The sequence below is a fragment of the Streptomyces sp. NPDC059009 genome, assembly GCF_042740175.1.
Lineage (GTDB): Bacteria > Actinomycetota > Actinomycetes > Streptomycetales > Streptomycetaceae > Streptomyces.
The window spans coordinates 57,062-77,605 of record NZ_JBHYJB010000022.1 but is presented as its reverse complement, the minus strand read 5'-3'; the positions used below and the strand labels follow the sequence as shown (position 1 = coordinate 77,605).

Sequence of the window (20,544 nt, the reverse complement as noted above, 5' to 3'; positions counted from 1 at the left end):
AGACGGGCACGGGCACGGAGACAGGGACCGGGACCGGGGCGGCGGCCACGGACATGCGGCCCCCGGCCCGATCCGCTAGCAAAGGACCATGGCCGTGCTCGTCGCCCTGGGCTCCTTCGTGATGACGCTGGTCGGCGGCTGGACCGCGCAGCACGTCGCCGACCGGCGCCACTTGGTGCTCGGCTTCGCGGGCGGCCTGATGCTCGGTGTCGTCGGCTTCGACCTGCTCCCGGAGGCCCTGGAGGGCGCGGGGCAGGACGTGTACGGGGTCCCGGCGGCGCTGCTCCTGTTCGTCGCGGGCTTCCTCGTCGCGCACGTCGTCGAGCGCCTGATGGCCATGCGGCAGGCGGCGCACGGCGCGCACGACGACCCCGACCTGGTGCCCGAGGTGGGCCTGGGGGCGGCGGCCGCGATGGTCGGGCACAGCGTCGCGGACGGCGTCGCGATCGGCGCCTCGTTCCAGGTGAACAACGCGATGGGCTACACCGTCGCACTCGCGGTCATCACCCATGACTTCGCGGACGGCTTCAACACGTACACGCTCACGCGCGCCTACGGGAACGCCCGCCGCAAGGCCCTCGCGATGCTCGGCGCGGACGCCCTCGCACCGGTGGTGGGCGCCGCGTCGACGCTCCTCTTCACCATTCCGGCGCAAGCGCTCGCCTGCTATCTCGGCTTCTTCGGCGGCGTCCTGCTCTACATCGCGGCCGCCGAGATCCTGCCCGAGGCCAGCCACGAGCACCCGGCCAGGACGACGCTGCTGTGCACCGTGGCCGGCGCGGCGCTGATGTGGCTGGTGATCGGCACGGCGGCGGAGTGACGCGGTGCCCCGGGGGGAGCTCATGCCGTCTCGCCCCTCACAGCTTCCCGCCGCGGCCACCGTCGCGGCGCGCGGGCGAGATGAGCGTGGAGAGATACGGCAGCGGGCCGTCGCCCAGCTCCCCGGCGGGCCTGATCGACTCCTCGGCGAGCCCGAGCGCCGACCCCCACACGGCGTCCCCGGTCCGCCCCGTCTCCCGCAGCGCGGCCGCCACTTCGTGCGCGAGCCGCCCGAACTTGTACGCCACCACGGTGCCGGGCCCGTGCAGCGCGTCCTTCAGGACGGCTGCCCCCGCGGTCACGGGCACGAGCGTCAACGGCTCGGTCCCTTCCGTCAGGACGGCCCCGCTGCGCGCGGCGAGGTCCTGCATGGCGGTGATCCCGGGCACGGTCTCGATCCGCACACCGGCGACCAGCTCGCCGATGGTCTGCGCGAGATACGTGAACGTCGAGTAGACATTGGGGTCCCCGATGGTCGCGAAGGCCACGCTGCCGTGCTCCCGCAGCAGCCCGGCAACGCGCTCCCCGGCGGCGTCCCAGGCGGCCTCGCGCCGCGCCCGGTCGCTCCGCTCGTTGAGCGCGAACACGACCCGTACGACCTTCTCCTCCGGCACGTAGTGCAGCACGGTGGCCTCGGCCCGCCCCCGCTCCCCGCTGTCCATCACGGGCACGACGACGACGGCGGCGTCCCGCAGCGCGTTGACGCCCTTGACGGTCACCAGCTCCGGGTCACCGGGCCCGACCCCGACCCCGACGAGCACGTGGTCTGTCATGGAGTGCACCTCTCTACGAACCGACGGGCGAACCGGGGCTCGGCCGCCCAGTGGGTGTGCAGATAACTGGCGTGCACTCCCTGTTGTACGAAACCTTCGACGCGCCGTTCAGGGGCGGTGAACCCCCAGGCGGGAGCCGCCCCGGCGCCCGGCTCGACGACGGTGCGATGAAACTCGTGCCCCCGCATCCGCGTCCCGGCGGCGCCGAGAACACTGTCGGACACGGCAACGGCTTCCCGATACCCCAGCGTGAGCCGCTCCGACATCCGTGCCGACGCGTCCAGCACCCCGCACATGGGCTTCCCGTCCAACTCCCGCCCCAGATACAGCAACCCCGCACACTCGGCGGCGACCGGCGCCCCACTGAGGGCAAGCTCGGCCACGGCCTTCCGCAACGGCTCATTGGCGGAGAGCTCAGGCGCATACACCTCAGGAAACCCCCCACCGATCACCAACCCACTGGTCCCGTCGGGCAGTTGCTCATCGTGCAGCGGATCAAAGGGGACGACATCGGCGCCGGCGGCGGAGAGCAGCTCGGAGTGCTCGGCGTAGGCAAAGCTGAAGGCGGCTCCAGAGGCAAGAGCAACGAGAGGCTTCTCAGCCCGTCCGGCGTTTGAGGACGAGCCGTTCAGGCGATCGGGGCGCCCCAGGGCGACGGAGTCGCGATTTCGGGAAGGGGCGGGACTGGGGAAAGAACCGCCGCAGGCAACAGCCGCACCCGCATCCCAAGCCGCACTCTCCAAACCCGGCGCACTCCGAGCAAGAGCCAGCAACCCCTCAAGGTCGCACCCACCCCGCACCTGCTCGGCAAGAGCCCGCACGGACTCGACAGCCTCACCCCGCCGCTCCACCACAGGCACAAGCCCCAAGTGCCGCGAAGGCGCCCGCACTTGCCGCACCCGGGCCAGCGCCCCCAACACGGGCACCCCGCTCTCGTCGAGCGCCTCCCGCAACAACTCCTCGTGCCGCGCGGACCCCACCTTGTTCAAGATGACGCCCCCCACCCGCACTTCGGGATCCCACGAGGCGAACCCGTGCACCAGCGCGGCAACGGACCGCGACTGCGAAGACGCATCGACCACCAGCACAACAGGCGCCCGCAGCAGCTTCGCCACATGAGCGGTGGAGGCGAGCTCTCCCTGCCCCGAGGCCCCGTCATAGAGCCCCATCACACCTTCGACCACCGCGAGGTCGCACCCCGCCGCCCCATGCGCGAACAGCGGAGCGACCGACTCGGCCCCGCACAGATAGGCATCGAGATTCCGCCCCACCCGCCCGCACGCGAGCGCGTGGTACCCGGGGTCGATGTAGTCGGGCCCCACCTTGTGCGGGGACACACGGAGCCCCCGCTCGGCGAACGCGGCCATGAGCCCCGTCGCGACGGTGGTCTTCCCGCTGCCCGACGACGGCGCGGCGATGACAAGCCGAGGAACGTTCACCACTCGATGCCCCGCTGCCCCTTCTGCCCCGCGTCCATCGGGTGCTTGACCTTGGACATGTCGGTGACGAGGTCAGCGAACTCAACCAACTTCTCGGGGGCGTTACGCCCGGTGATCACCACATGCTGCGTCCCCGGCCGCTCCCGCAGCACGGACACGACCTCCTCGACATCGACCCACCCCCAGTGCATCGGGTAGGCGAACTCATCGAGCACGTACAGCCGGTAGGTCTCCGCGGCGAGGTCCCGCTTGACCTGCTCCCACCCCTCGCGCGCCTTCTCCTCGTTGTCCATCTGGGAGTCGCGCTGCACCCACGACCAGCCCTCACCCATCTTGTGCCAGTCGACGGAGCCCCCTTCCCCACTGGCTCCGAGGACCCGCAGCGCGTTCTCTTCCCCCACCTTCCACTTCGCCGACTTGACGAACTGGAACACCCCGATGGGCCACCCCTGGTTCCAGGCCCGCAGGGCGAGCCCGAAGGCGGCCGTCGACTTGCCCTTGCCGATGCCCGTGTGCACGACGACCAGCGGCCGGTTCCGGCGCTGACGCGTCGTCAGCCCGTCGTCCGGTACGACACTCGGCTGCCCCTGAGGCATTAAGCGGCCCTCCTGCTTCCGTTTCCGTTCCCGCCACCCTGCTGCACATCCCGTACGAGTCCGGCGATGGAATCGGCCCGCAGCTCGTCCAACGTCACGGCGGTACCGCCGAGTCGACCCGCGAGCTGCCCCGCGAGCCCGAGCCGCACGGGCCCCGACTCGCAGTCGACGACCACGGAGGCGACCCCTTCGGCGGCGAGCAGCCCCGCCGCGCGCCCGGCGAGCGCCACCGGCTCCGGGCCGCCCGTGGCCCGCCCGTCGGTCACCGTCACGACCAGCGGCCGCCGCGCGGGATCCCGCAGCCGTTCCACGCGCAGCACCTCGTGCGCCTTCAACAGCCCGGCGGCCAGCGGCGTCCGCCCGCCCGTGGGCAGCGACTCCAGCCGTACGGCGGCCGCGTCCACGGACGAGGTGGGCGGCAGCGCGACATCCGCCGACGACCCCCGGAACGTCACGAGCCCCACCTTGTCCCGCCGCTGATAGGCGTCGAGCAGCAGCGAGAGCACCGCGCCCTTGACGGCGCTCATCCGCTGCCGCGCCGCCATCGACCCGGAGGCGTCCACGACGAACAGCACGAGGTTCCCCTCGCGCCCCTCCCGCGTGGCCTGCCGCAGATCGTCACGGCGTACGACGAGCCCGCGCCCCGACCGCCCGCGCGCCCGCTGGTGCGGCGCCGCGGCCTGCACGGTGGCGGCCAGGTGCAGCTTCGTCAGGGCGCCCCGGGGCCGCCGGGCCCCGGTCGTACGCCCGTGCTCGGTACGCGCCCTCGACCGCCGCCCGGCCGCGCCCTCCCCGAGCCCCGGCACGCTCAGCACCTTCGTACGGAACGGCTCACCGGCCCGTACCGGCTGCTGCTCCCCGCTCCCGGCGGACCGGGCCTGACCGTCCTCGGACGGCCGGCCCTGCGCGGGCAGATCGCCGCTGTCCGGGGCCGAAGAGCTGTCGTCGGGCCCACGGTCGGGCCCGTCGCCCTGCGGCGGCTGCCCACCCCCGCCCCCGGGCCCGTCAGGATCGGGGTCATCGTCCCCCGGGTCACTCCCGCTGTTCTGCTCGAGCGTCTCGTCGAGCTTGTCCTCGTCAAGTCCCGGCGCGTCGAAGGGATTGCGCCGCCGCCGGTGCGGAAGGGCGAGCAGCGCGGCCTGCCGCACGTCCTCGGCGAGCACGTCCTCGCGGCCCGCCCACGCGGCGAGGGCGGTCGCGGTGCGCGCCATCACGATGTCGGCGCGCATCCCGTCGACCTCGAACGCGGCACAGGTGGCCGCGATCTGCCGCAGCGCCCCGTCCCCGAGCCGTACCCGGGGCAGCAGCGCCCGCGCGGCGACGATGCGCCCCCGCACGGCGGCCTCTTCGTCCCCCCACCGGGCCGCGAAGCCCCCGGGGTCGTCGTCATAGGCGAGCCGCCGCCTGACGACCTCCACGCGCTGATCGGTCTCCCGCGAGGCGGCGACCTCCACGGTGAGCCCGAACCGGTCGAGCAACTGCGGCCGCAGTTCGCCCTCTTCGGGGTTCATGGTCCCCACGAGCAGGAACCGTGCGGCATGCCGTACGGAGACGCCCTCACGCTCGACGTAGGAGGCACCCATGGCGGCGGCGTCGAGGAGGAGATCGACGAGGTGGTCATGGAGCAGATTGACCTCGTCGACGTAGAGGATCCCGCGATGGGCGTCGGCGAGCAGCCCCGGCTCGAACGCCTTGACCCCTTCGGCGAGCGCCCGCTCGATGTCGAGCGCCCCCACAAGCCGGTCCTCGGAGGCCCCCACCGGAAGCTCGACCATGCGCGAGGCCCGGGCGGCCCCGGCGGCCACCTCGTGGGGCCCGTCCGGGCACTCCGGGTCGGGCGCCCCCGGATCACACGAGAACCGGCACCCGGCGACGACTTCGACATCGGGCAACAGCGCGGAAAGGGCCCGCACGGCGGTGGACTTGGCGGTGCCCTTCTCTCCTCGTACGAGAACGCCGCCCACGGCGGGGGAGACGGCATTGAGCAACAGCGCGAGCCGCAGGTCGTCCTGCCCGACGAGGGCGGTGAACGGATAAGGGGCACTCATGCGTGGACCTCCAGCATTTCAGCCCGTCCGGCGTTTGAGGACGAGCCGTTCAGGCGACAAGGGGTAGCCGAGAGCAGGGTCTGGGGGCGAAGCCCACAGTTCCGGGAAGGGGTGGGACTGGGGAATCTCACTCGTCGCCCTCCAGCTCACCCTCAAGCTCCAGATAAGTGGCCCGCAACCGCTCCAGCGTCTCCTGGTCCGGCTCGGCCCACAGCCCCCGCTCAGCCGCCTCCAGCAACCGCTCCGAAATCCCCCGCAGCGCCCACGGGTTGGACTTCTCCATGAACTCCCGGTTCTCCGGGTCGAACACGTACTCCGCCGACAACTTCTCGTACATCCAGTCGTCGACGACGCCCGCCGTCGCGTCGTACCCGAAGAGATAGTCGACCGTGGCCGCCATCTCGAAGGCTCCCTTGTACCCGTGCCTCCGCATCGCCGCCATCCACCGCGGATTGACGACCCGCGCACGGAACACGCGATGGGTCTCTTCCCCGAGCGTCCGCGTCTTGACCTGATCGGGCACGGCGGAGTCACCCACGTACGCCTCGGGCGACGCCCCCGTCAGGTGCCGCACCATGGCGACCATCCCGCCGTGGTACTGGAAGTAGTCGTCGGCGTCGACGAGATCGTGTTCCCTCGTGTCGACGTTCTTCGCGGCGACGGCGATCCGCCGGAACGCCGTCTCCATGTCCCCCCGCGCCGCCCGCCCGTCGAGCCCCCGCCCGTACGCATAGCCGCCCCACACCGCGTACACCTCGGCGAGGTCGGCGTCCGACCGCCAGTTCCGCGCGTCGATGAGCGGCAGCAGTCCGGCCCCGTACGCCCCCGGCTTGGACCCGAAGATGCGAGCCGTGGCCCGCCGCCGGTCCCCGTGCCCGGCTGCGTCCTCCTCGACGTGCGCCCGTACGAAATTGTCCTCATCCGGCTCGTCCAGCGCGGCGACAGCCCGTACCGCGTCGTCGATCAGCCCGACCACATGCGGGAAGGCGTCCCGGAAGAAGCCGGAGATCCTGACCGTCACATCGATCCGCGGCCGCCCCAACTCGCCCACCGGCACGACCTCGAAGCCGGTGACCCGCCGCGACGCGTCGTCCCACACCGGACGGCACCCGAGCAGCGCGAGGATCTCCGCGATGTCGTCACCCTGGGTCCGCATGGCGGACGTTCCCCACACGGTCAGGCCCACGGACTTCGGATAGTCCCCCGTGTCCGCCAGATACCGTGCCACCAGCGAGTCGGCGAGCGACTGCCCGACCTCCCAACTCAGCCTGGAGGGAATGGCCTTGGGGTCGACGGAGTAGAAGTTGCGGCCGGTCGGCAGCACGTTCACCAGGCCGCGCGTGGGCGAGCCCGACGGGCCCGCCGGGACGTAACCGCCGTTCAGGGCCCGCAGGATGTGCCCGATCTCGTCCGTCGTACGGGCGAGGCGCGGCACGACCTCCTCGCAGGCGAAGCCCAGCACGGCGACGGCGCCCGGGAGTTCGGTCCCGACGACCTCGCGCACCAGCTCGCGCGCGGCCGTGAGCTCCCAGCCGCGCTCCTCCATGCCCTCGGCGAGCCGGCGGCAGAGCTGCTCAAGCAGGTCGATGACGTCGGCGGCCGTGCGGGCGGGCCCGTCGACCAGCGAGGTGAGGGCCGCCGAGACGTCCTTCACCGGTGCGCCGGGCTCGCCGAGCAGCTCCTTCTCGCTGAGCCCGAAGTGCTCGGCCAGGCAGGCCCGCAGGCCCGGCAGCGCGTTGGCGCGGCCGCCCCACACCTGGGAGGCGCGCAGCACGGCGAGGACGAGGTTGACGCGCGGTTCGCCGACCGGGCCGCCGCCGAGGATGTGCAGGCCGTCCCTGATCTGCACGTCCTTGATCTCGCACAGATAGCCGTCGATGTGCATGACGAACTCGTCGAAGTCGCCGTCGTCGGGCTGCTCGTCGACATGCAGGTCGTGGTGGAGCTCGGCGGCCTTCACGAGCGTCCAGATCTGCGCGCGCACGGCCGGTGCCTTCGTCGGGTCGAGGTCGCTCACCAGGGCGTACTCGTCGAGGAGTTGCTCCAGCTTGGCGAGGTCCCCGTAGGTGTCGGCGCGGGCCATCGGCGGCACCAGGTGGTCCACGACGGTGGCGTGCCCGCGCCGCTTGGCCTGGGTGCCCTCGCCGGGGTCGTTGACGATGAACGGGTAGATCAGCGGCAGATCACCGAGGACGGCGTCCGGCGCGCACCCGCCGCTGAGCCCGAGTCCCTTGCCGGGCAGCCACTCCATCGTGCCGTGCTTGCCCATGTGCACGACGGCGTCGGCGCCGAACGTGTTGTCCAGCCAGCGGTAGGCCGCCATGTAGTGGTGCGAGGGCGGCATGTCCGGGTCGTGGTAGATCGCGATGGGGTTCTCGCCGAAGCCGCGCGGCGGCTGGATCATCACGACGACGTTCCCGAACTGCAGGGAGGCCAGCACGATGTCGTCGCCGTCGACGTACAGCGACCCCGGCGGCTCGCCCCACGCCTGAAGCATCCCGTCGCGCAGCTCCGGGTCGAGCGTGGCGAACCACGCCTGGTAGTCGGCGAGCGGCACGCGCGCGGGGGCGGCGGCCAGCTGCTCCTCGGTGAGCCACTCGACGTCGTGGCCACCGGCGTTGATGAGCCGGTGGATCAGCTCGTCACCGTTGTCGGGGTGCCCCTCCACGACGTAGCCGGCGTCGCGCAGGGCGTCGAGGACCCGTACGGCGGAGGCGGGCGTGTCCAGGCCGACGGCGTTGCCGACGCGCGAGTGCTTGGTCGGGTAGGCGGTGAAGACGAGCGCGAGCCGCTTGTCCCGGTTCTCCTTGTGCCTCAACTGCCCGTGCCGTACGGCGATTCCGGCGACGCGCGCGGCCCGCTCGGGATCGGCGGCGTACACCGGGACGTCGTCGGGGCCCTGCTCCTTGAAGGAGAAGGGCACGGTGACGATCCGCCCGTCGAACTCGGGGATCGCGACCTGCATCGCGGCGTCCATGGGGGAGAGGGCGGCGTCCGACGCCTCCCAGGCGGCCCGCGACGAGGTGAGGCAGAGCCCTTGCAGGACGGGGATGTCGAGGTCCGCGAGGGCACCGATGTCCCAGGCTTCCTCGTCCCCGCCCGCGCTCGCCTCGGACGCGTGTGTGCCGCCCGCGGCCAGGACGGTGGCGACCAGTACGTCGGCCCGGCCGAGGATCTCGTACAGCTCCGGGTCGGCGCCGCGCAGCGAACCGCAGTACACCGGAAGGGCGTTGGCGCCGCGCGCCTCGACCGCGTCGCACAGGGTGTCCACGAAGGCGGTGTTCCCGGACAGCTGGTGCGCGCGGTAGAAGAGCACGCCGACGGTGGGCCGCCCCTCCTCGTACGGGCGCGAGCCGTGCACCCCGAAGGCGGGCATGCGCTGCGGCTCCGAGAAGCCCTCGCCGGTCAGCAGGACGGTGTCGGACAGGAACCGGGCGAGCTCCACGAAGTTGCCGGGCCCGCCCTCCACGAGATAGCGCAGCGCCTCGGCGACCACGCCCGCGGGCACCGACGACTCGGCCATGAGCTCGGCGTCGGGCACGGCCTCGCCGCCCAGCAACACGGTGGGAATACCGGCGGACTTGAGCGCGGCAAGCCCGTCCTCCCACGCCCGCTTGCCACCCAGAAGTCGTACGACGGCCAGGTCGGCGCCGTCGATGAGCCCGGGCAGCTCCTCGCGCACGTCGACGCGCGTCGGGTTGGCGATCCGGTACGGGGCGCCGGACGCGCGGGCGGCCAGCAGGTCCGTGTCGGCGGTGGACAGAAGCAGGACGGTCATGAGGGAGCCCCCGGTGCGATGAAGGGGAGGCCGGCGGGTGCGCCGGTCTCGATGAGGCGCAGCAGCGCGTCGGTGTCCGCGTGGTCTTCGATGAGGTCGCCGAGCAGGTCGAGCTGCTCCTCGCGCAGCGCCCCGAAGCTGGTGTCGGGCGCGGGGACGAAGCGGCGCCCGGCGGCACGGGCGACCTCCGTCAGGAACCGCCGCCGGAACGCGTCGCTCTCCAGCGAGCCGTGCCAGTGGGTGCCCCAGGTCTCCCCGACCCGGCACCCGTCCAAGAAGGGCTCGCCACCGCCGACTCGGGCGACGCCGTGATGGATCTCGTATCCCTCGACGACTTCACCGAGGGCCTCCCCGACGGGCCGCGCCAGCGTCTTCTCCTTCTCGAACCGCACGCGTACGGGGAGCAGGCCGAGCCCGTCGACGGCCCCGGCCCGCGACTCCACGTCATCCTCGATGTGCCGGCCGAGCACTTGAAACCCGCCGCAGATCCCGAGCACCGGGCGTCCCTCGGCGGCGCGCCGGGCGAGCGCGTCGGCGAGCCCGCGCTCGCGCAGCCACTGCAGGGCCCGTACGGTGCCACGCGTCCCCGGCACGATCACGAGGTCGGCGTCGACGAGCTCCTCGGCCCGGTCCACGAACCGCACGACGACACCGGGTTCGGCGGCGAGGGCGTCCACATCGGTGAAGTTGGACATCAGCGGCACGGCACACACGGCGACGCGCAGCACGTCGTCCCCGACGGGCGGCGCCACGGCGGACTCCCGCACGGCCCCCCGCAGGGAGACCCGCAGCCCGTCCTCCTCGTCGATGCCGAGCCCGTGCCGGAAGGGCAGCACACCGTACGTACGCCGCCCGGTGAGCCCGTGCAGCATGTCGAGCCCGGGTTCGAGCAGCGACACGTCGCCCCGGAACTTGTTCACCAAGTACCCGGCGACCAGCTCCTGGTCCTCGGCACTGAGCAGCGCGGTCGTCCCGAAGAACGAGGCGAAGACCCCGCCCCGGTCGATGTCCCCGACCACGAGCACGGGAAAGCGGGCGGCCCGGGCGATCCCCATGTTCACGATGTCGGTGCGCCGCAGATTGATCTCGGCGGGTGAGCCCGCCCCCTCACAGATCACGGCGTCATAGCTGCCCCGAAGTTCCTCCAGGCATCCCACGACGGTGTCGAGCAGCGCCCGCTGCCGCCCCCCGTGGTACCCCCGCGCACTCATCTCGCCCACGGGCTTCCCCATGAGAACGACCTGACTGCTCCGGTCACTCCCCGGCTTCAGCAGCACGGGGTTCATCAGCGCACTCGGCTCGACCCGGGCGGCCTGCGCCTGCATGGCCTGCGCCCGCCCGATCTCGGCGCCTTCGCGCGTGACGAAGGAGTTGAGCGACATGTTCTGCGCCTTGAAGGGCGCGACGGCAACTCCCTTACGGGCAAGCCACCGACAGATCCCGGCGGTGACGACACTCTTCCCGGCATCAGAGGTGGTCCCGGCAACGAGCAGTCCACCGGTCATGAGCGCGCTCCTACTCTCTGTGGGCAGGCGTTCCGCATGGCGGAACGGAGCGCGGCATCAGCGGCGACCGCAACCCCAAGGGCAAGCCAGGTAACCCGCCGCGACAGCCGGACAGCCCTCTCGATGTCCGCCGCCGAGACCTGCCGCCCCGCAGGGTTCAGCACGGGCCGATGCTCAACCCGCCCCCCATAAGCAAGTGTTCCCCCGAGCCGCACCCCAAGGGCCCCGGCGAAGGCGGCCTCGACAGGCCCCGCGTTGGGGCTCGGATGAGCCCCCGCATCGGCCCGCCACGCCCGAACGGCCCCCGCAGGGGAGCCCCCCGAAAGAACAGCGAGCGCAGCCGTGAGCCGGGCACCGGGCCACCCCACCACGTCGTCCAGCCGAGCCGAAGCCCAGCCGAACCTCCGGTACTTGGGCGACTTGTGCCCCACCATCGCGTCCAGCGTGTTCACGGCCCGGAACCCGACGAGCCCCGGCACACCCCCGACCGCACCCCACACCAACGCCCCCACGACCGCGTCGGACGTGTTCTCGGCGACGGACTCCACCACGGCCCGGGCGATCCCGTCGGCGTCCAGCGACTGCGGATCCCGCCCGCACAGATGCGGCAGCCGCTCCCGCGCCACCTCCACGTCCCCGACGGCGAGCGCCCCACCGATGGCCTGCGCCTCGCGCGCGAGGGAGGTCCCGCCCACAACGGCCCAGGTGGCGGCGGCGGTCAGGGCGACGGACCCGGCCCGGGACCGTCGTACGGCGGCGGCGGCGAGCGCACCGACGAGTGCGGCACCCCCCGCGCACACCACGGCGTGCGCGGCGCCCCGCCCCCGGCGGTCACGCCACAGCACCCGCTCGACGGCCCCGGCCGCACGCCCGAACGCGGCGACCGGGTGCCCGCGGCGGGGATCGCCGAGGAGCAGGTCACCGAGGAGGCCGGCGGCGGCGCCGTACGCAAAGTCGCGATCGGCACACATGAGTTCAGCCCGCCGATACGCGAAGTGGAGCTCTCACACTGAACTGAACCGGCAACGGGCAGCCGCGCATGGCGATGGGTCCTCACTCAGGGTGTCCGCGCCCTGGTTCGACGTGATCGGCGGTGAGAGTTCCTGGCTTCCGGGGACGGACGCTGTGGCCGTGCCCGGTGACAGTGGCGGGACCGCGCCGGATTCGCACCGGCTTCCTCTCCTGCCGCCGTAAGTGGCTGGGGCAGTCCACCATGGCCCGCGACGCCCGTCAACTCGCCTTTGACCTGCGACGGGAGAGTGTTGCGAGGACCACTCCCACCGGCCTTCCCGAGACGCGAAAAGGGGTGCGAAACGGGACGCGCAAGGGCGCCCCACCGAGGCGGGGCGCCCCTGCGCACGACGATCAGGTTCAGGCGACGATCAGGAAGATCCCGTAGGCCACCGCGGCGGCGCACAGCGCGAAGCAGAGGTACGCGCCACCGCGCGCAGCGGTGACCGACCCGCCGCTCCGCCCCTGCGCGGCGCCCGCCTCCTGCTTGGCGAGGCCGATGATCCCGAGGGAGAACAGGCCCACGAGGGCCACCGTCACCGCGAGGCTGACTCCGAAGACGGAGCCCAGTGCTGCCCAGTCGATGTTCATGCTGATGTGTCCTTACACCGTGGCGGGCCGGGCGGGGTCCGCCACGGATCCGGTCGGGGCCGAGAAGGTGGTCGTCTGCACGGGCTCCGCGGCCGTCTCGTCGGCGGCCGACGCGGCGACCGTCCCGGCGGGCGGCGGCGTGACGGCGGCGATCGCGGTGGTCACGACGCCCGCGGGCTCGGCGGCGGGGACGGTCTCGCCGGGGGCGTGGTCGTCCGTGACGTTCGTGTGGTCGATCGAGTTGCGCCGGGACAGGGCCCAGATGACGGCCGCACCGGCGATCAGCAGGGCCGCGGTCACCGCGACGCCCCAGTCGCCCTGCTTGGTGAGGAACTCCGCGCCCGCGCCGACCAGTCCGGCGGCCGGCAGGGTCAGGCCCCACGCCACGAACATCCGCGTCGCCGTGGACCAGCGGACCACGCCGCCCTTGCGGCCGAGGCCCGCGCCCATCACGGCGCCGGAGCAGACCTGGGTGGTGGAGAGCGAGAAGCCGATGTGCGAGGAGGCGAGGATCGCGGTCGCCGCGCTGGTCTGGGCGGCGAAGCCCTGCTGCGGCTGGAGGTCGGTGAGGCCCTTGCCCATGGTGCGGATGATGCGCCAGCCGCCCAGGTAGGTGCCGAGCGCGATGGCGAGACCGGCCGAGACGATGACCCACATCGGGGGGTTGGCGCCGGGGCTCAGGACGCCGCCGGTGATGAGGGCGAGGGTGATGATGCCCATCGTCTTCTGCGCGTCGTTGGTGCCGTGGGCCAGCGAGACGAGGCCCGCGGAGGCGATCTGTCCGGCGCGGTAGCCCTTGGCGGTCGCCTTGTCGTCCGTGTTCCGGCCGATCCGGTACGTGAGGCGGGTCGCGAACGTCGCGGCGAGGCCCGCCACGATCGGCGCGGCCACGGCCGGGATGAGGATCTTGGTGACGACGGTGCCGCCGTTGATCGACGACCAGCCCATCGACATGACCGCGGCGCCGATGAGGCCGCCGAACAGGGCGTGCGAGGAACTGGAGGGGAGCCCCACCAGCCAGGTGAGGAGGTTCCACAGAATGGCGCCGACGAGCGCCGCGAAGATGACTGATGTCTTCAGCCCGTCCTCGTTGACGATGCCGCCGGAGATCGTCTTGGCGACTTCCACGGAGAGGAAAGCGCCGACGAGGTTGAGCACGGCGGACATGGCCACCGCCGTCTTGGGCTTGAGAGCGCCGGTCGAGATGGTCGTCGCCATCGCGTTGGCAGTGTCGTGGAAACCGTTCGTGAAATCGAACACGAGAGCGGTAACGATCACGATCCCGAGGAGAAGCGTGATGTGTTCCATTTACCCAGGCTTCTGTTGGACGTCAGTGGCTCGTTGAACGTAGGAAAGCCGAGTGAACGGAAGGTGAACTCGGGCGGGCGGGGGAGTGGCCTCATGCGGGAAGTGGTCTCCCACTTTCGGATCGAAGGTCGAACACTTCCGATCGCACACAGTCACCACGGAGCCGGGGGCCCCGGAATCCCGGGCTCCCCGGCTCCGCCGGACGGCCCGGCCTACCCGCGCGCGAACCGCTTCAACTGCCTCATGGACCCATTGAAGAGATTCTGATCACCCGGGAACCGGCCGCCGTTGTCGTGCTGCCAGAAGGTCCAGTACGACCAGCCCCTGGGCAGGGCCCCGGCGCTCGCGCCCCAGCGCGCCAGCCAGAGCGGATGGCTGGACGCGAAGGCGCGGCTGCCGCCGGTGCAGGTGTTCCACCAGATCGCGTTCGTGTAGATCACGGGGCGCCGCCCGGTCTGCCGCTTGACCTCATTGCTGAACGACTTGATCCAGTGGATCATCTGCCCCTTGCTCATCCCGGAGCAGCGGCGCGAGCTGTACGGGTTGTGCTCGATGTCGAGGGCGGGCGGCAGCGTCCACCCGTCCCGCGACCAGCGGCCGCCGTGGCGCAGGAAGTACGCGGCCTGCTTCCTGCCCGACGACTTGTTCGGCACGGCGAAGTGGTAGGCGCCGCGGATGAGCCCCACGTTGCGCGAGCCGTTGTACTGCTGGGTGAAGTAGGGGTTGCGGTAGTCGGTGGCCTCGGTCGCCTTCACGTAGACGAACCGCGCGCCCTTGTTCTTGGCCTTGCGCCAGTTCACGTTCTTCTGGTGCGAGGACACGTCGTGCCCCCGCGGCTTGCTCGCTGCCGAAACCGGAACCTCCGCGAGCGCGGTCCCCCCGATGGCGAGTGCCACCGCGGACGCCGCGACGATCCGGGCGCGACGGCGGGGTGCTGTCTGATCACGAGCCATGGTTCCCCCCGGAAATGGCGACGTGCACGACAAATCTCCCAGAGATTACTGGAAGATCGGTCCATGCCAGTCGATCTCTGGCCAATCATTCCTAGAGGGGGATGTATGCCCATATGCGCCCTTACGGACGCCTGGCCTCCGCACTAAAGTGCCCCGGCCCCGGTCGGGCCGCCCTGGCAGGATCTCCGCATGACTGCAGACGACGGACAGCGACAGCGGCAGCGCCCCTGGGAGCGGCAGCGCCAGGAGGCCGAGCTCGACCGGGCCTGGGCCGAGCTGGTGGCGACGGCGCGCAGGACGGTGGCGGACGGCCTCGTGGTCGGCACGTCGGGCAACGTCTCGGTGCGCGTCGGCGACACGGTCCTCGTCACCCCGAGCGGAGTCCCGTACGACCGCCTGAACCACACGGACCTCACCGCCGTGGACCTGCACGGCGAGCGGCGCCTCGGCAAGCTGACCCCCACCAGCGAGCTCCCCATGCACCTGGCGATCTACCGCTCGACGGACGCGGCCGCGGTGGTCCACACACACGCGGCCCACGCCACCGCGGTCTCCGCCCTCGTCCCCGAGCTCCCGCCCATCCACTACATGGCGGGCGCCCTGGGCGGCCCGGTCCGAGTTGCGAAGTATGCCCTCTACGGCACCGACGAGTTGGCCGAGAACATGCTCCACGCCCTGACCGACCGCACCGCCTGCCTCCTCCAGAACCACGGCACGATGGCCTACGGCACGACACTCGCCCAGGCGTACGACCGCACGGCCCAGCTGGAGTGGATGTGCAGGGTCTGGCTCCTGGCATCGGGCGTCCCGGGCCGCGAGATGACGCTGCTGTCTCCGGAGGAGATGGCGAAAGCGGAGGAGAAGCTGAGGGGCTACGGCCAGAGGGGCTGATGCCTCTCTTGAGCCCGTCCGGCGAACCATCCAACCCGTCCGGCGTTTGAGGACGAGGCGCGAAGCGCCGATACGGGGTGCCCCAGCACGGCGGAGCCGGGGATTCGGGAAGGGGCGGGCTTGGGGAAGGGGCGGGCTTGGGGAAGGGGCGCCGCAGGCAAGACCCGCACCCCCACCGGCCCACGCCCACTGGCAGTAGCCCCCGCACCCGAAGACACTGAACCCGTGCGCCCAGCCCAAGCAACGGCCGCCGCCGTCACCGCAGTCACCGCCACCCTGGCGGCCACAGCCGCCGCCGTGGCCGCCGGCAGATACGCCAGCGACGCCGCCCTCAAGGCGCCCGCAGGCCGCCCCCTGCCCACCGAGCCCCGCCTCACCGTGCACGGCACCGCCGCGGGCCGGATCACCCTGACCCGCGCCCTCGCGAGCCTCCGCCCCGGCACCTACGGGCTCAGCGGCGACGGCTCGCACGCCGTCGTCGGCCCCGTCCTGGACTCCGCGCCGCACGAGGCCGACACAGTGGTGCGCCGCCTGGAGCGGGTCACCCACGGCTCCCTCGAGGCGGGCGACCGGGCCTGGCTCACCCCGCAGGTGTACATCGGCAACCCGCGCGACGTGCTCGGCCTGGACCACGCCGACGTCGACATCGACGGCGAACTCGGCCCGCTGCCCGCCTGGTTCGTGCCCGCCGTCCGGGACACCTGGGTCATCGCGGTGCACGGCCTCGGCACCACCCGCGAACTCCCCATGAACATCATGGAGTTCCTGCACCAGCAGCAGTTCCCCGTGCTCTCCCTCGCCTACCGCGGCGACCTCGGCGCGCCCCGCTCCCCGGACGGCCTCGGCCACCTCGGCGAGACCGAGTGGCGCGACCTCGACGCGGCGATCCGCTACGCCGTGCGCCACGGCGCCGAACGGGTCGTCCTGCACGGCTGGTCCACCGGCGCCACCATGGCCCTGCACGCCGCCGCGCACTCGGCCCTCCGCGACCGCATCAGCGGACTGGTCCTGGACTCCCCGGTGCTCAACTGGGAGACCACCCTGCGTGCCCTGGCCACCGCCCGCCGCACCCCGGGCCCGCTGCTCCCGCTCGCCGTGCGCGCCGCCCAGGGCCGCACCGGACTGCGTGGCGACCGCATCCTGGAGGCCGCCGACCCCGCCGTGCTGAAGGTGCCGACCCTCGTCGTGCACGGCCCGGACGACACCGTCGCCCCCTGGGGGCTCTCGCGGGAACTCGCCCACAAGAGGCCCGAGTTGGTCACATTGCACCAGGTTCCGGATGCGCCGCACGGCGCGATGTGGAACGCGGACCCGGAGGGCTATGAAGAGGCGCTCCGCCGCTTCCTCACCCCCCTGATGTAACGCCGGGCAAGGCCCTGGCGCGCCATTCCGTTTGGGTTTTCGGACCGTCAACAGGAAGACTGCTTCCTGTGACGTCCCGTATCCCGCGCGACTCCAGGCTCCGACTCGTCAGGACCGCTCCGCTTTTGGGGGCCGAACAGCGAGCGGAGGCGGAGCGCGGCACAGCGCGAACCAGGCTCGTCGGACCCCGGGCGACCGCGGAGCGCCGCCGGCGCCGCCCCGCGCCGCGTCCACCCGAGGGCACCCCGGCCCCCGCGGAGCTGGCCCGGATGGCGCGCGCGGGCCTCGCCGCGGCCGTCCGCGTGGCCCGCTGGGCCGACGCCGCGCTGAGCCCGGCACGGGACCGCGACGGCGTGGCCCCCGACACCAACGGAGTCCTCTCCGACGCCACGGCCCTGCGGGCCGCCACGGACCTCGGACTGTCCCCTGCCCAGGTGCGCGCCGACTGGGACACCGCCCGGCTCGCCGGACTCGTCGAGGTGCACGGCGACAGCGCCCGCCCCGGCTGGCGGCTGCGCGCCTGGGACCGCGACGACGCCGCCGTGCTGCGCGGCTGGGTCGCCCTCTTCGACGCCTGGTCCCTGGTCCACCCGGCCCCCGGCGAGCTGCCGCCCGCCGCCGTCGCCGAGGCCGTCGAGGCGGTGCCCCAGCTCCTGTCCCTGCTCCAGCTGTCGGCGGGCCCCGTCCCCGTACCGCAGCTCCTTGACCTCCTGGACCAGCGCGTCACGGAACTGCGCACGGAGCGCTGCGAGATCCCTTACGGGCCGCAGCCGGAGCCGGTCGCCTCCGACACCGACGACGAACCCCCGCTCGCCGACCTCCTGGACTGGGCCCTGCACGGCCTCGCCGCCGTCGGCGCCCTCACCTACGCCGACGGGCAGGCCACCCTCACCCCGCTCGGCAGCTGGGCGGTCTGGGTCAAGCTGGAGCAGATCTGCGTCGCCGCGCAGAGCCCGGCCGGGCACATCGAGCAGTCCGCGGACGACATGCTGCGCGGCTGCGCCCGGCTGCGGCCGGGCGTGGCCCGCGCCGAGTACCGCGCCTGGCTCGCCGCCCGCCCCGTCGGCAGCGCCGTCACCGAACTCCTTGACACCGCGCGCGGCGAGGACGCCCTGCTGCGCGGCCTGGCCTTCGAGGCGCTGCGCGTCGTCGGCGCCCCCGCCGAGCCGGACGTACGGGCGGTCGTCGACGAGCCCCCGCTGCGCCCCTACGCCCTGCTGTGGCTGGCCGAGCAGGAGGGCACCGACCCCGAGGACGTCCACCAGGTCCTGTCCCGCGAGGAGTCGACCTGGCTGTGGGTGGACACGGCCGCCGCCGTCGCCGACCACGGCGAGACCCAACTCCTCGTCCGCCACCTGGAGTCGGCGGTCCAGGGCACGGTCCCCGCGCTCCTCGACGAGGTGCGGACGGTCGGGCACCCCCGCACCGTGCAGGTCCTGGTCGCCCTCGCGGCCGCGCACCCCGACCCGGCGCTCGCCAAGGCGGTGCGCCGCGCCGCGTTCCAGGTGCACACCGGCGGCGACTGAGGGACCCGTACGGGCCCGGCGGCTCAGCGGAAGGTGTTGCAGCGCGCCATGTCGCCGGTGCGGTAGCCCTCGTAGAACCACTCCTGTCGCTGCTTGGCCGAGCCGTGCGTCCAGGACTCCGGGGTCACCCGGCCCTGGTAGCGCTCCTGGATCCGGTCGTCGCCGACCGCCGCGGCCGCGTCCAGGCCGTCGCGGATGTCGTCGTCGGTCAGCTTCGTGATGAGCGGCTTGCCGGTGGACTCGTCCGGGGTGGTCGTCGCGTGGTGCGCCCACACGCCCGCGTAGCAGTCGGCCTGCAGCTCGACCCGGACGGCATTGCTGTTCTCGCCCGTACGGCCGTCCTGCGCGCGCTTCAGGGTCCCCATCAGGTTCTGCACATGGTGCCCGTACTCGTGCGCGACGACGTACGCCTGCGCGAAGGCCCCGCCGCTCGCGCCGAACTTGGACCGCAGCTCGTTGAAGAAGCCCAGGTCCAGATAGACCTTCTGGTCGCCGGGGCAGTAGAACGGGCCGACGGCGGAGGACGCCTGGCCGCAGGCGGTGCCGACCCGGCCGGTGAAGAAGACGGTCTGCGCGGGGGTGTAGCGGCCGTTCCTGCGCGGGAACTCCTGGCGCCAGAAGTCCTGGACGCTGTTGACCACCGCGACCATGCGGCAGTCCTCCTTGGAGTTGGCGTCCCGCCCGGTCTTGCAGCTCTGCTGCACCTGCGCGATCGACGAGGACGAGGCGGCCGGTTCGTCGTTGCCCGAGGACAGGCCGAGCTGGTCCGGGCCCACCCCGAAGAACAGCCCCATCAGGAGCGCGATGAGGCCGGCGATGCCACCGCCGATCGTCGCCTTGCCACCGGGGATCCGACTCCCGCGCACATCCTGCACCTCGGAGGTGTCCAGATTGGCGTCGTCGTCGAACTGCATGGGGCGCACCACCCTCTGCCTCGCATCCGGTGCGGCGACGTACCGCCCGGCGCCGGGTGCCCGGCCACTTCATCCTGATATGCCCCACAGTGCCTGGCCCCGGGCGGGGGTCCGAACGGGGGACGCGCACCGCGCCCCGCGCCGTGTCGCGGCGCCGAGGTCCCCGCCGCGAACCGGCCCGCGGCTACGCTCCGCCTGATCCTGGGCCGTGAGTGGTACCGAAGGGGGGCCCGATGCCCGCTGAGCCCGCTGCACCGATGCCCGCTGAGCCCGCTGTGCCGACGCCTGAGCCGCCCTCGCTGGGCCGCGGCACCCGCCTCGCGCTCCCCGTGGCCCTCGCCGTCCTCGCCCTCCCGCTCATCACCGCGGCCCACCTCTCCCGGCCCGCCCCCTACGGAGACCACCTCACCGTCCACGCGCGCGTGGCCGCCGAAAGCGAGCCCGGCCTGCGCACCGGGAGCCGCTCCGTCGAGGCGTACGACCCGGGCACCGGCCTCGCCCGCTGGACGTACACGCGCGCGGGGCACCGGCCCCTCTCGCTGCTCCCGGCGCCGGGGCACGCCATCGCGCTCTGGGACGACGGACTGATCACCGACACCGAGCGCACCGGGGCCGCGGTCCGCTGGCACCGCGCCGTCCCGGCCACCGCCCCCTGGCTGCGCACCCCCGCCGCCCGGGGCGCCGCCGGCGTCCTGCAGCCGCTCGACCCGGACGCCCGCATGCTGGCCGTCGTCACCCCGCAGCGCATCGCCGCCTACCGCACCGCCGACGGCGACCTGCGCTGGACGCTGCCCGCCCGCCGCGGCTGCGCCTTCGAGCCCGCCCGCGCGGCACGCCACCGCGGCGCCCTCCTCGTCGCCCAGCCCTGCGGCGACGGCACGGCCCCCTGGACGTCCCAACTGGTCGCGGTGGACGGCCTGGGCCGGATCGCGCCCCACCGCACCCCGCTCGGCAACGCGCTTCCCGGCGGCCCGGGCGCCTGGCGGGGCGGCCCTGAAAAAGTGGTTGCACCGCCCCGTTAGAATTGCCG

The 20,544-nt window shown here is 72.8% G+C and carries 16 protein-coding genes and 1 riboswitch; of the genes, 5 read left to right on the top strand and 11 right to left on the bottom strand.

Annotated elements, in window-relative coordinates; translation table 11 throughout:
• Nucleotides 1-88: 88 nt before the first annotated feature.
• Nucleotides 89-820 carry a ZIP family metal transporter gene (locus tag ACFWYM_RS22375; protein WP_384839826.1) on the top strand — a complete coding sequence of 244 codons (732 nt, stop codon included), beginning with the start codon at nucleotides 89-91 and terminating at the stop codon, nucleotides 818-820.
• 37 nt (nucleotides 821-857) lie between these two features.
• Here the strand turns inward: ACFWYM_RS22375 and cobI are convergent, their stop codons facing one another.
• The 10 genes from cobI to ACFWYM_RS22325 form a co-directional block, all read right to left on the bottom strand.
• Nucleotides 858-1,592: a precorrin-2 C(20)-methyltransferase gene (gene cobI / locus ACFWYM_RS22370; RefSeq protein WP_384839823.1), complete on the bottom strand. Its 735-nt coding sequence runs from the start codon at nucleotides 1,590-1,592 to the stop codon at nucleotides 858-860.
• The gene (locus tag ACFWYM_RS22365) at nucleotides 1,589-3,034 is read right to left on the bottom strand and encodes a cobyrinate a,c-diamide synthase (protein WP_384839820.1); all 1,446 of its coding nucleotides are present in this window, start codon (nucleotides 3,032-3,034) and stop codon (nucleotides 1,589-1,591) included. The genes cobI and ACFWYM_RS22365 overlap by 4 nt, the downstream gene beginning before the upstream one ends.
• Complete coding sequence (gene cobO / locus ACFWYM_RS22360) at nucleotides 3,028-3,627, bottom strand: cob(I)yrinic acid a,c-diamide adenosyltransferase (RefSeq protein ID WP_384839817.1); 600 nt, start codon at nucleotides 3,625-3,627, stop codon at nucleotides 3,028-3,030. Before cobO ends, ACFWYM_RS22365 begins: the two co-directional genes overlap by 7 nt.
• Complete coding sequence (locus tag ACFWYM_RS22355; protein WP_384839814.1) at nucleotides 3,627-5,675, bottom strand: putative cobaltochelatase; 2,049 nt, start codon at nucleotides 5,673-5,675, stop codon at nucleotides 3,627-3,629. Before ACFWYM_RS22355 ends, cobO begins: the two co-directional genes overlap by 1 nt.
• Before the next feature lie 127 nt (nucleotides 5,676-5,802).
• The gene (gene cobN / locus ACFWYM_RS22350) at nucleotides 5,803-9,453 is read right to left on the bottom strand and encodes a cobaltochelatase subunit CobN (protein WP_384839811.1); all 3,651 of its coding nucleotides are present in this window, start codon (nucleotides 9,451-9,453) and stop codon (nucleotides 5,803-5,805) included.
• Nucleotides 9,450-10,958 (bottom strand): cobyric acid synthase, encoded by a 1,509-nt coding sequence (locus ACFWYM_RS22345; protein ID WP_384839808.1) that lies wholly within the window; start codon nucleotides 10,956-10,958, stop codon nucleotides 9,450-9,452. Before ACFWYM_RS22345 ends, cobN begins: the two co-directional genes overlap by 4 nt.
• Nucleotides 10,955-11,929 (bottom strand): cobalamin biosynthesis protein, encoded by a 975-nt coding sequence (locus ACFWYM_RS22340; protein WP_384839805.1) that lies wholly within the window; start codon nucleotides 11,927-11,929, stop codon nucleotides 10,955-10,957. Before ACFWYM_RS22340 ends, ACFWYM_RS22345 begins: the two co-directional genes overlap by 4 nt.
• 126 nt (nucleotides 11,930-12,055) lie before the next feature.
• Nucleotides 12,056-12,139, bottom strand: a riboswitch (cobalamin riboswitch).
• Between the two features lie 190 nt (nucleotides 12,140-12,329).
• Nucleotides 12,330-12,560, bottom strand: a complete 231-nt coding sequence (locus ACFWYM_RS22335; protein WP_384839803.1) for a hypothetical protein — start codon at nucleotides 12,558-12,560, stop codon at nucleotides 12,330-12,332.
• A 12-nt stretch (nucleotides 12,561-12,572) separates the two neighbouring features.
• Nucleotides 12,573-13,868, bottom strand: coding sequence for an anion permease (locus tag ACFWYM_RS22330; RefSeq protein WP_384839800.1), 1,296 nt, complete (start codon nucleotides 13,866-13,868; stop codon nucleotides 12,573-12,575).
• Between the two features lie 212 nt (nucleotides 13,869-14,080).
• The gene (locus tag ACFWYM_RS22325) at nucleotides 14,081-14,821 is read right to left on the bottom strand and encodes a lysozyme (RefSeq protein ID WP_384839798.1); all 741 of its coding nucleotides are present in this window, start codon (nucleotides 14,819-14,821) and stop codon (nucleotides 14,081-14,083) included.
• A gap of 189 nt (nucleotides 14,822-15,010) precedes the next feature.
• Here ACFWYM_RS22325 and ACFWYM_RS22320 point away from each other — a divergent pair, with 189 nt between their 5' ends.
• From ACFWYM_RS22320 to ACFWYM_RS22310, 3 genes are all read left to right on the top strand, one after another.
• Nucleotides 15,011-15,712: a class II aldolase/adducin family protein gene (locus ACFWYM_RS22320; protein WP_384839795.1), complete on the top strand. Its 702-nt coding sequence runs from the start codon at nucleotides 15,011-15,013 to the stop codon at nucleotides 15,710-15,712.
• A 225-nt stretch (nucleotides 15,713-15,937) separates the two neighbouring features.
• A complete protein-coding gene (locus ACFWYM_RS22315; RefSeq protein ID WP_384839792.1) occupies nucleotides 15,938-17,074 on the top strand; it encodes an alpha/beta hydrolase family protein in 1,137 nt (378 codons plus the stop codon).
• 68 nt (nucleotides 17,075-17,142) lie between these two features.
• Complete coding sequence (locus tag ACFWYM_RS22310) at nucleotides 17,143-18,600, top strand: hypothetical protein (protein ID WP_384839789.1); 1,458 nt, start codon at nucleotides 17,143-17,145, stop codon at nucleotides 18,598-18,600.
• A 23-nt stretch (nucleotides 18,601-18,623) separates the two neighbouring features.
• On the opposite strand, the gene ACFWYM_RS22305 is transcribed toward ACFWYM_RS22310, so the two are convergent.
• Complete coding sequence (locus tag ACFWYM_RS22305) at nucleotides 18,624-19,514, bottom strand: neutral zinc metallopeptidase (RefSeq protein WP_384839786.1); 891 nt, start codon at nucleotides 19,512-19,514, stop codon at nucleotides 18,624-18,626.
• Nucleotides 19,515-19,747: 233 nt separating this feature from the next.
• On the opposite strand from ACFWYM_RS22305, the gene ACFWYM_RS22300 reads away from it, so the two are divergent.
• Nucleotides 19,748-20,536: a hypothetical protein gene (locus tag ACFWYM_RS22300; RefSeq protein WP_384839783.1), complete on the top strand. Its 789-nt coding sequence runs from the start codon at nucleotides 19,748-19,750 to the stop codon at nucleotides 20,534-20,536.
• The last annotated feature ends 8 nt before the right edge of the window (nucleotides 20,537-20,544 follow it).

What these genes read in the sequence shown, in the direction of transcription:
- ACFWYM_RS22375 (WP_384839826.1), top strand. Translation starts at nt 89, where the DNA reads ATGGCCGTGCTCGTCGCCCTGGGCTCCTTCGTGATGACGCTGGTCGGC.
- cobI (WP_384839823.1), bottom strand. Translation starts at nt 1,592, where the DNA reads ATGACAGACCACGTGCTCGTCGGGGTCGGGGTCGGGCCCGGTGACCCG.
- cobO (WP_384839817.1), bottom strand. Translation starts at nt 3,627, where the DNA reads ATGCCTCAGGGGCAGCCGAGTGTCGTACCGGACGACGGGCTGACGACG.
- ACFWYM_RS22355 (WP_384839814.1), bottom strand. Translation starts at nt 5,675, where the DNA reads ATGAGTGCCCCTTATCCGTTCACCGCCCTCGTCGGGCAGGACGACCTG.
- cobN (WP_384839811.1), bottom strand. Translation starts at nt 9,453, where the DNA reads ATGACCGTCCTGCTTCTGTCCACCGCCGACACGGACCTGCTGGCCGCC.
- ACFWYM_RS22345 (WP_384839808.1), bottom strand. Translation starts at nt 10,958, where the DNA reads ATGACCGGTGGACTGCTCGTTGCCGGGACCACCTCTGATGCCGGGAAG.
- ACFWYM_RS22340 (WP_384839805.1), bottom strand. Translation starts at nt 11,929, where the DNA reads ATGTGTGCCGATCGCGACTTTGCGTACGGCGCCGCCGCCGGCCTCCTC.
- ACFWYM_RS22335 (WP_384839803.1), bottom strand. Translation starts at nt 12,560, where the DNA reads ATGAACATCGACTGGGCAGCACTGGGCTCCGTCTTCGGAGTCAGCCTC.
- ACFWYM_RS22330 (WP_384839800.1), bottom strand. Translation starts at nt 13,868, where the DNA reads ATGGAACACATCACGCTTCTCCTCGGGATCGTGATCGTTACCGCTCTC.
- ACFWYM_RS22325 (WP_384839798.1), bottom strand. Translation starts at nt 14,821, where the DNA reads ATGGCTCGTGATCAGACAGCACCCCGCCGTCGCGCCCGGATCGTCGCG.
- ACFWYM_RS22320 (WP_384839795.1), top strand. Translation starts at nt 15,011, where the DNA reads ATGACTGCAGACGACGGACAGCGACAGCGGCAGCGCCCCTGGGAGCGG.
- ACFWYM_RS22305 (WP_384839786.1), bottom strand. Translation starts at nt 19,514, where the DNA reads ATGCAGTTCGACGACGACGCCAATCTGGACACCTCCGAGGTGCAGGAT.
- ACFWYM_RS22300 (WP_384839783.1), top strand. Translation starts at nt 19,748, where the DNA reads ATGCCCGCTGAGCCCGCTGCACCGATGCCCGCTGAGCCCGCTGTGCCG.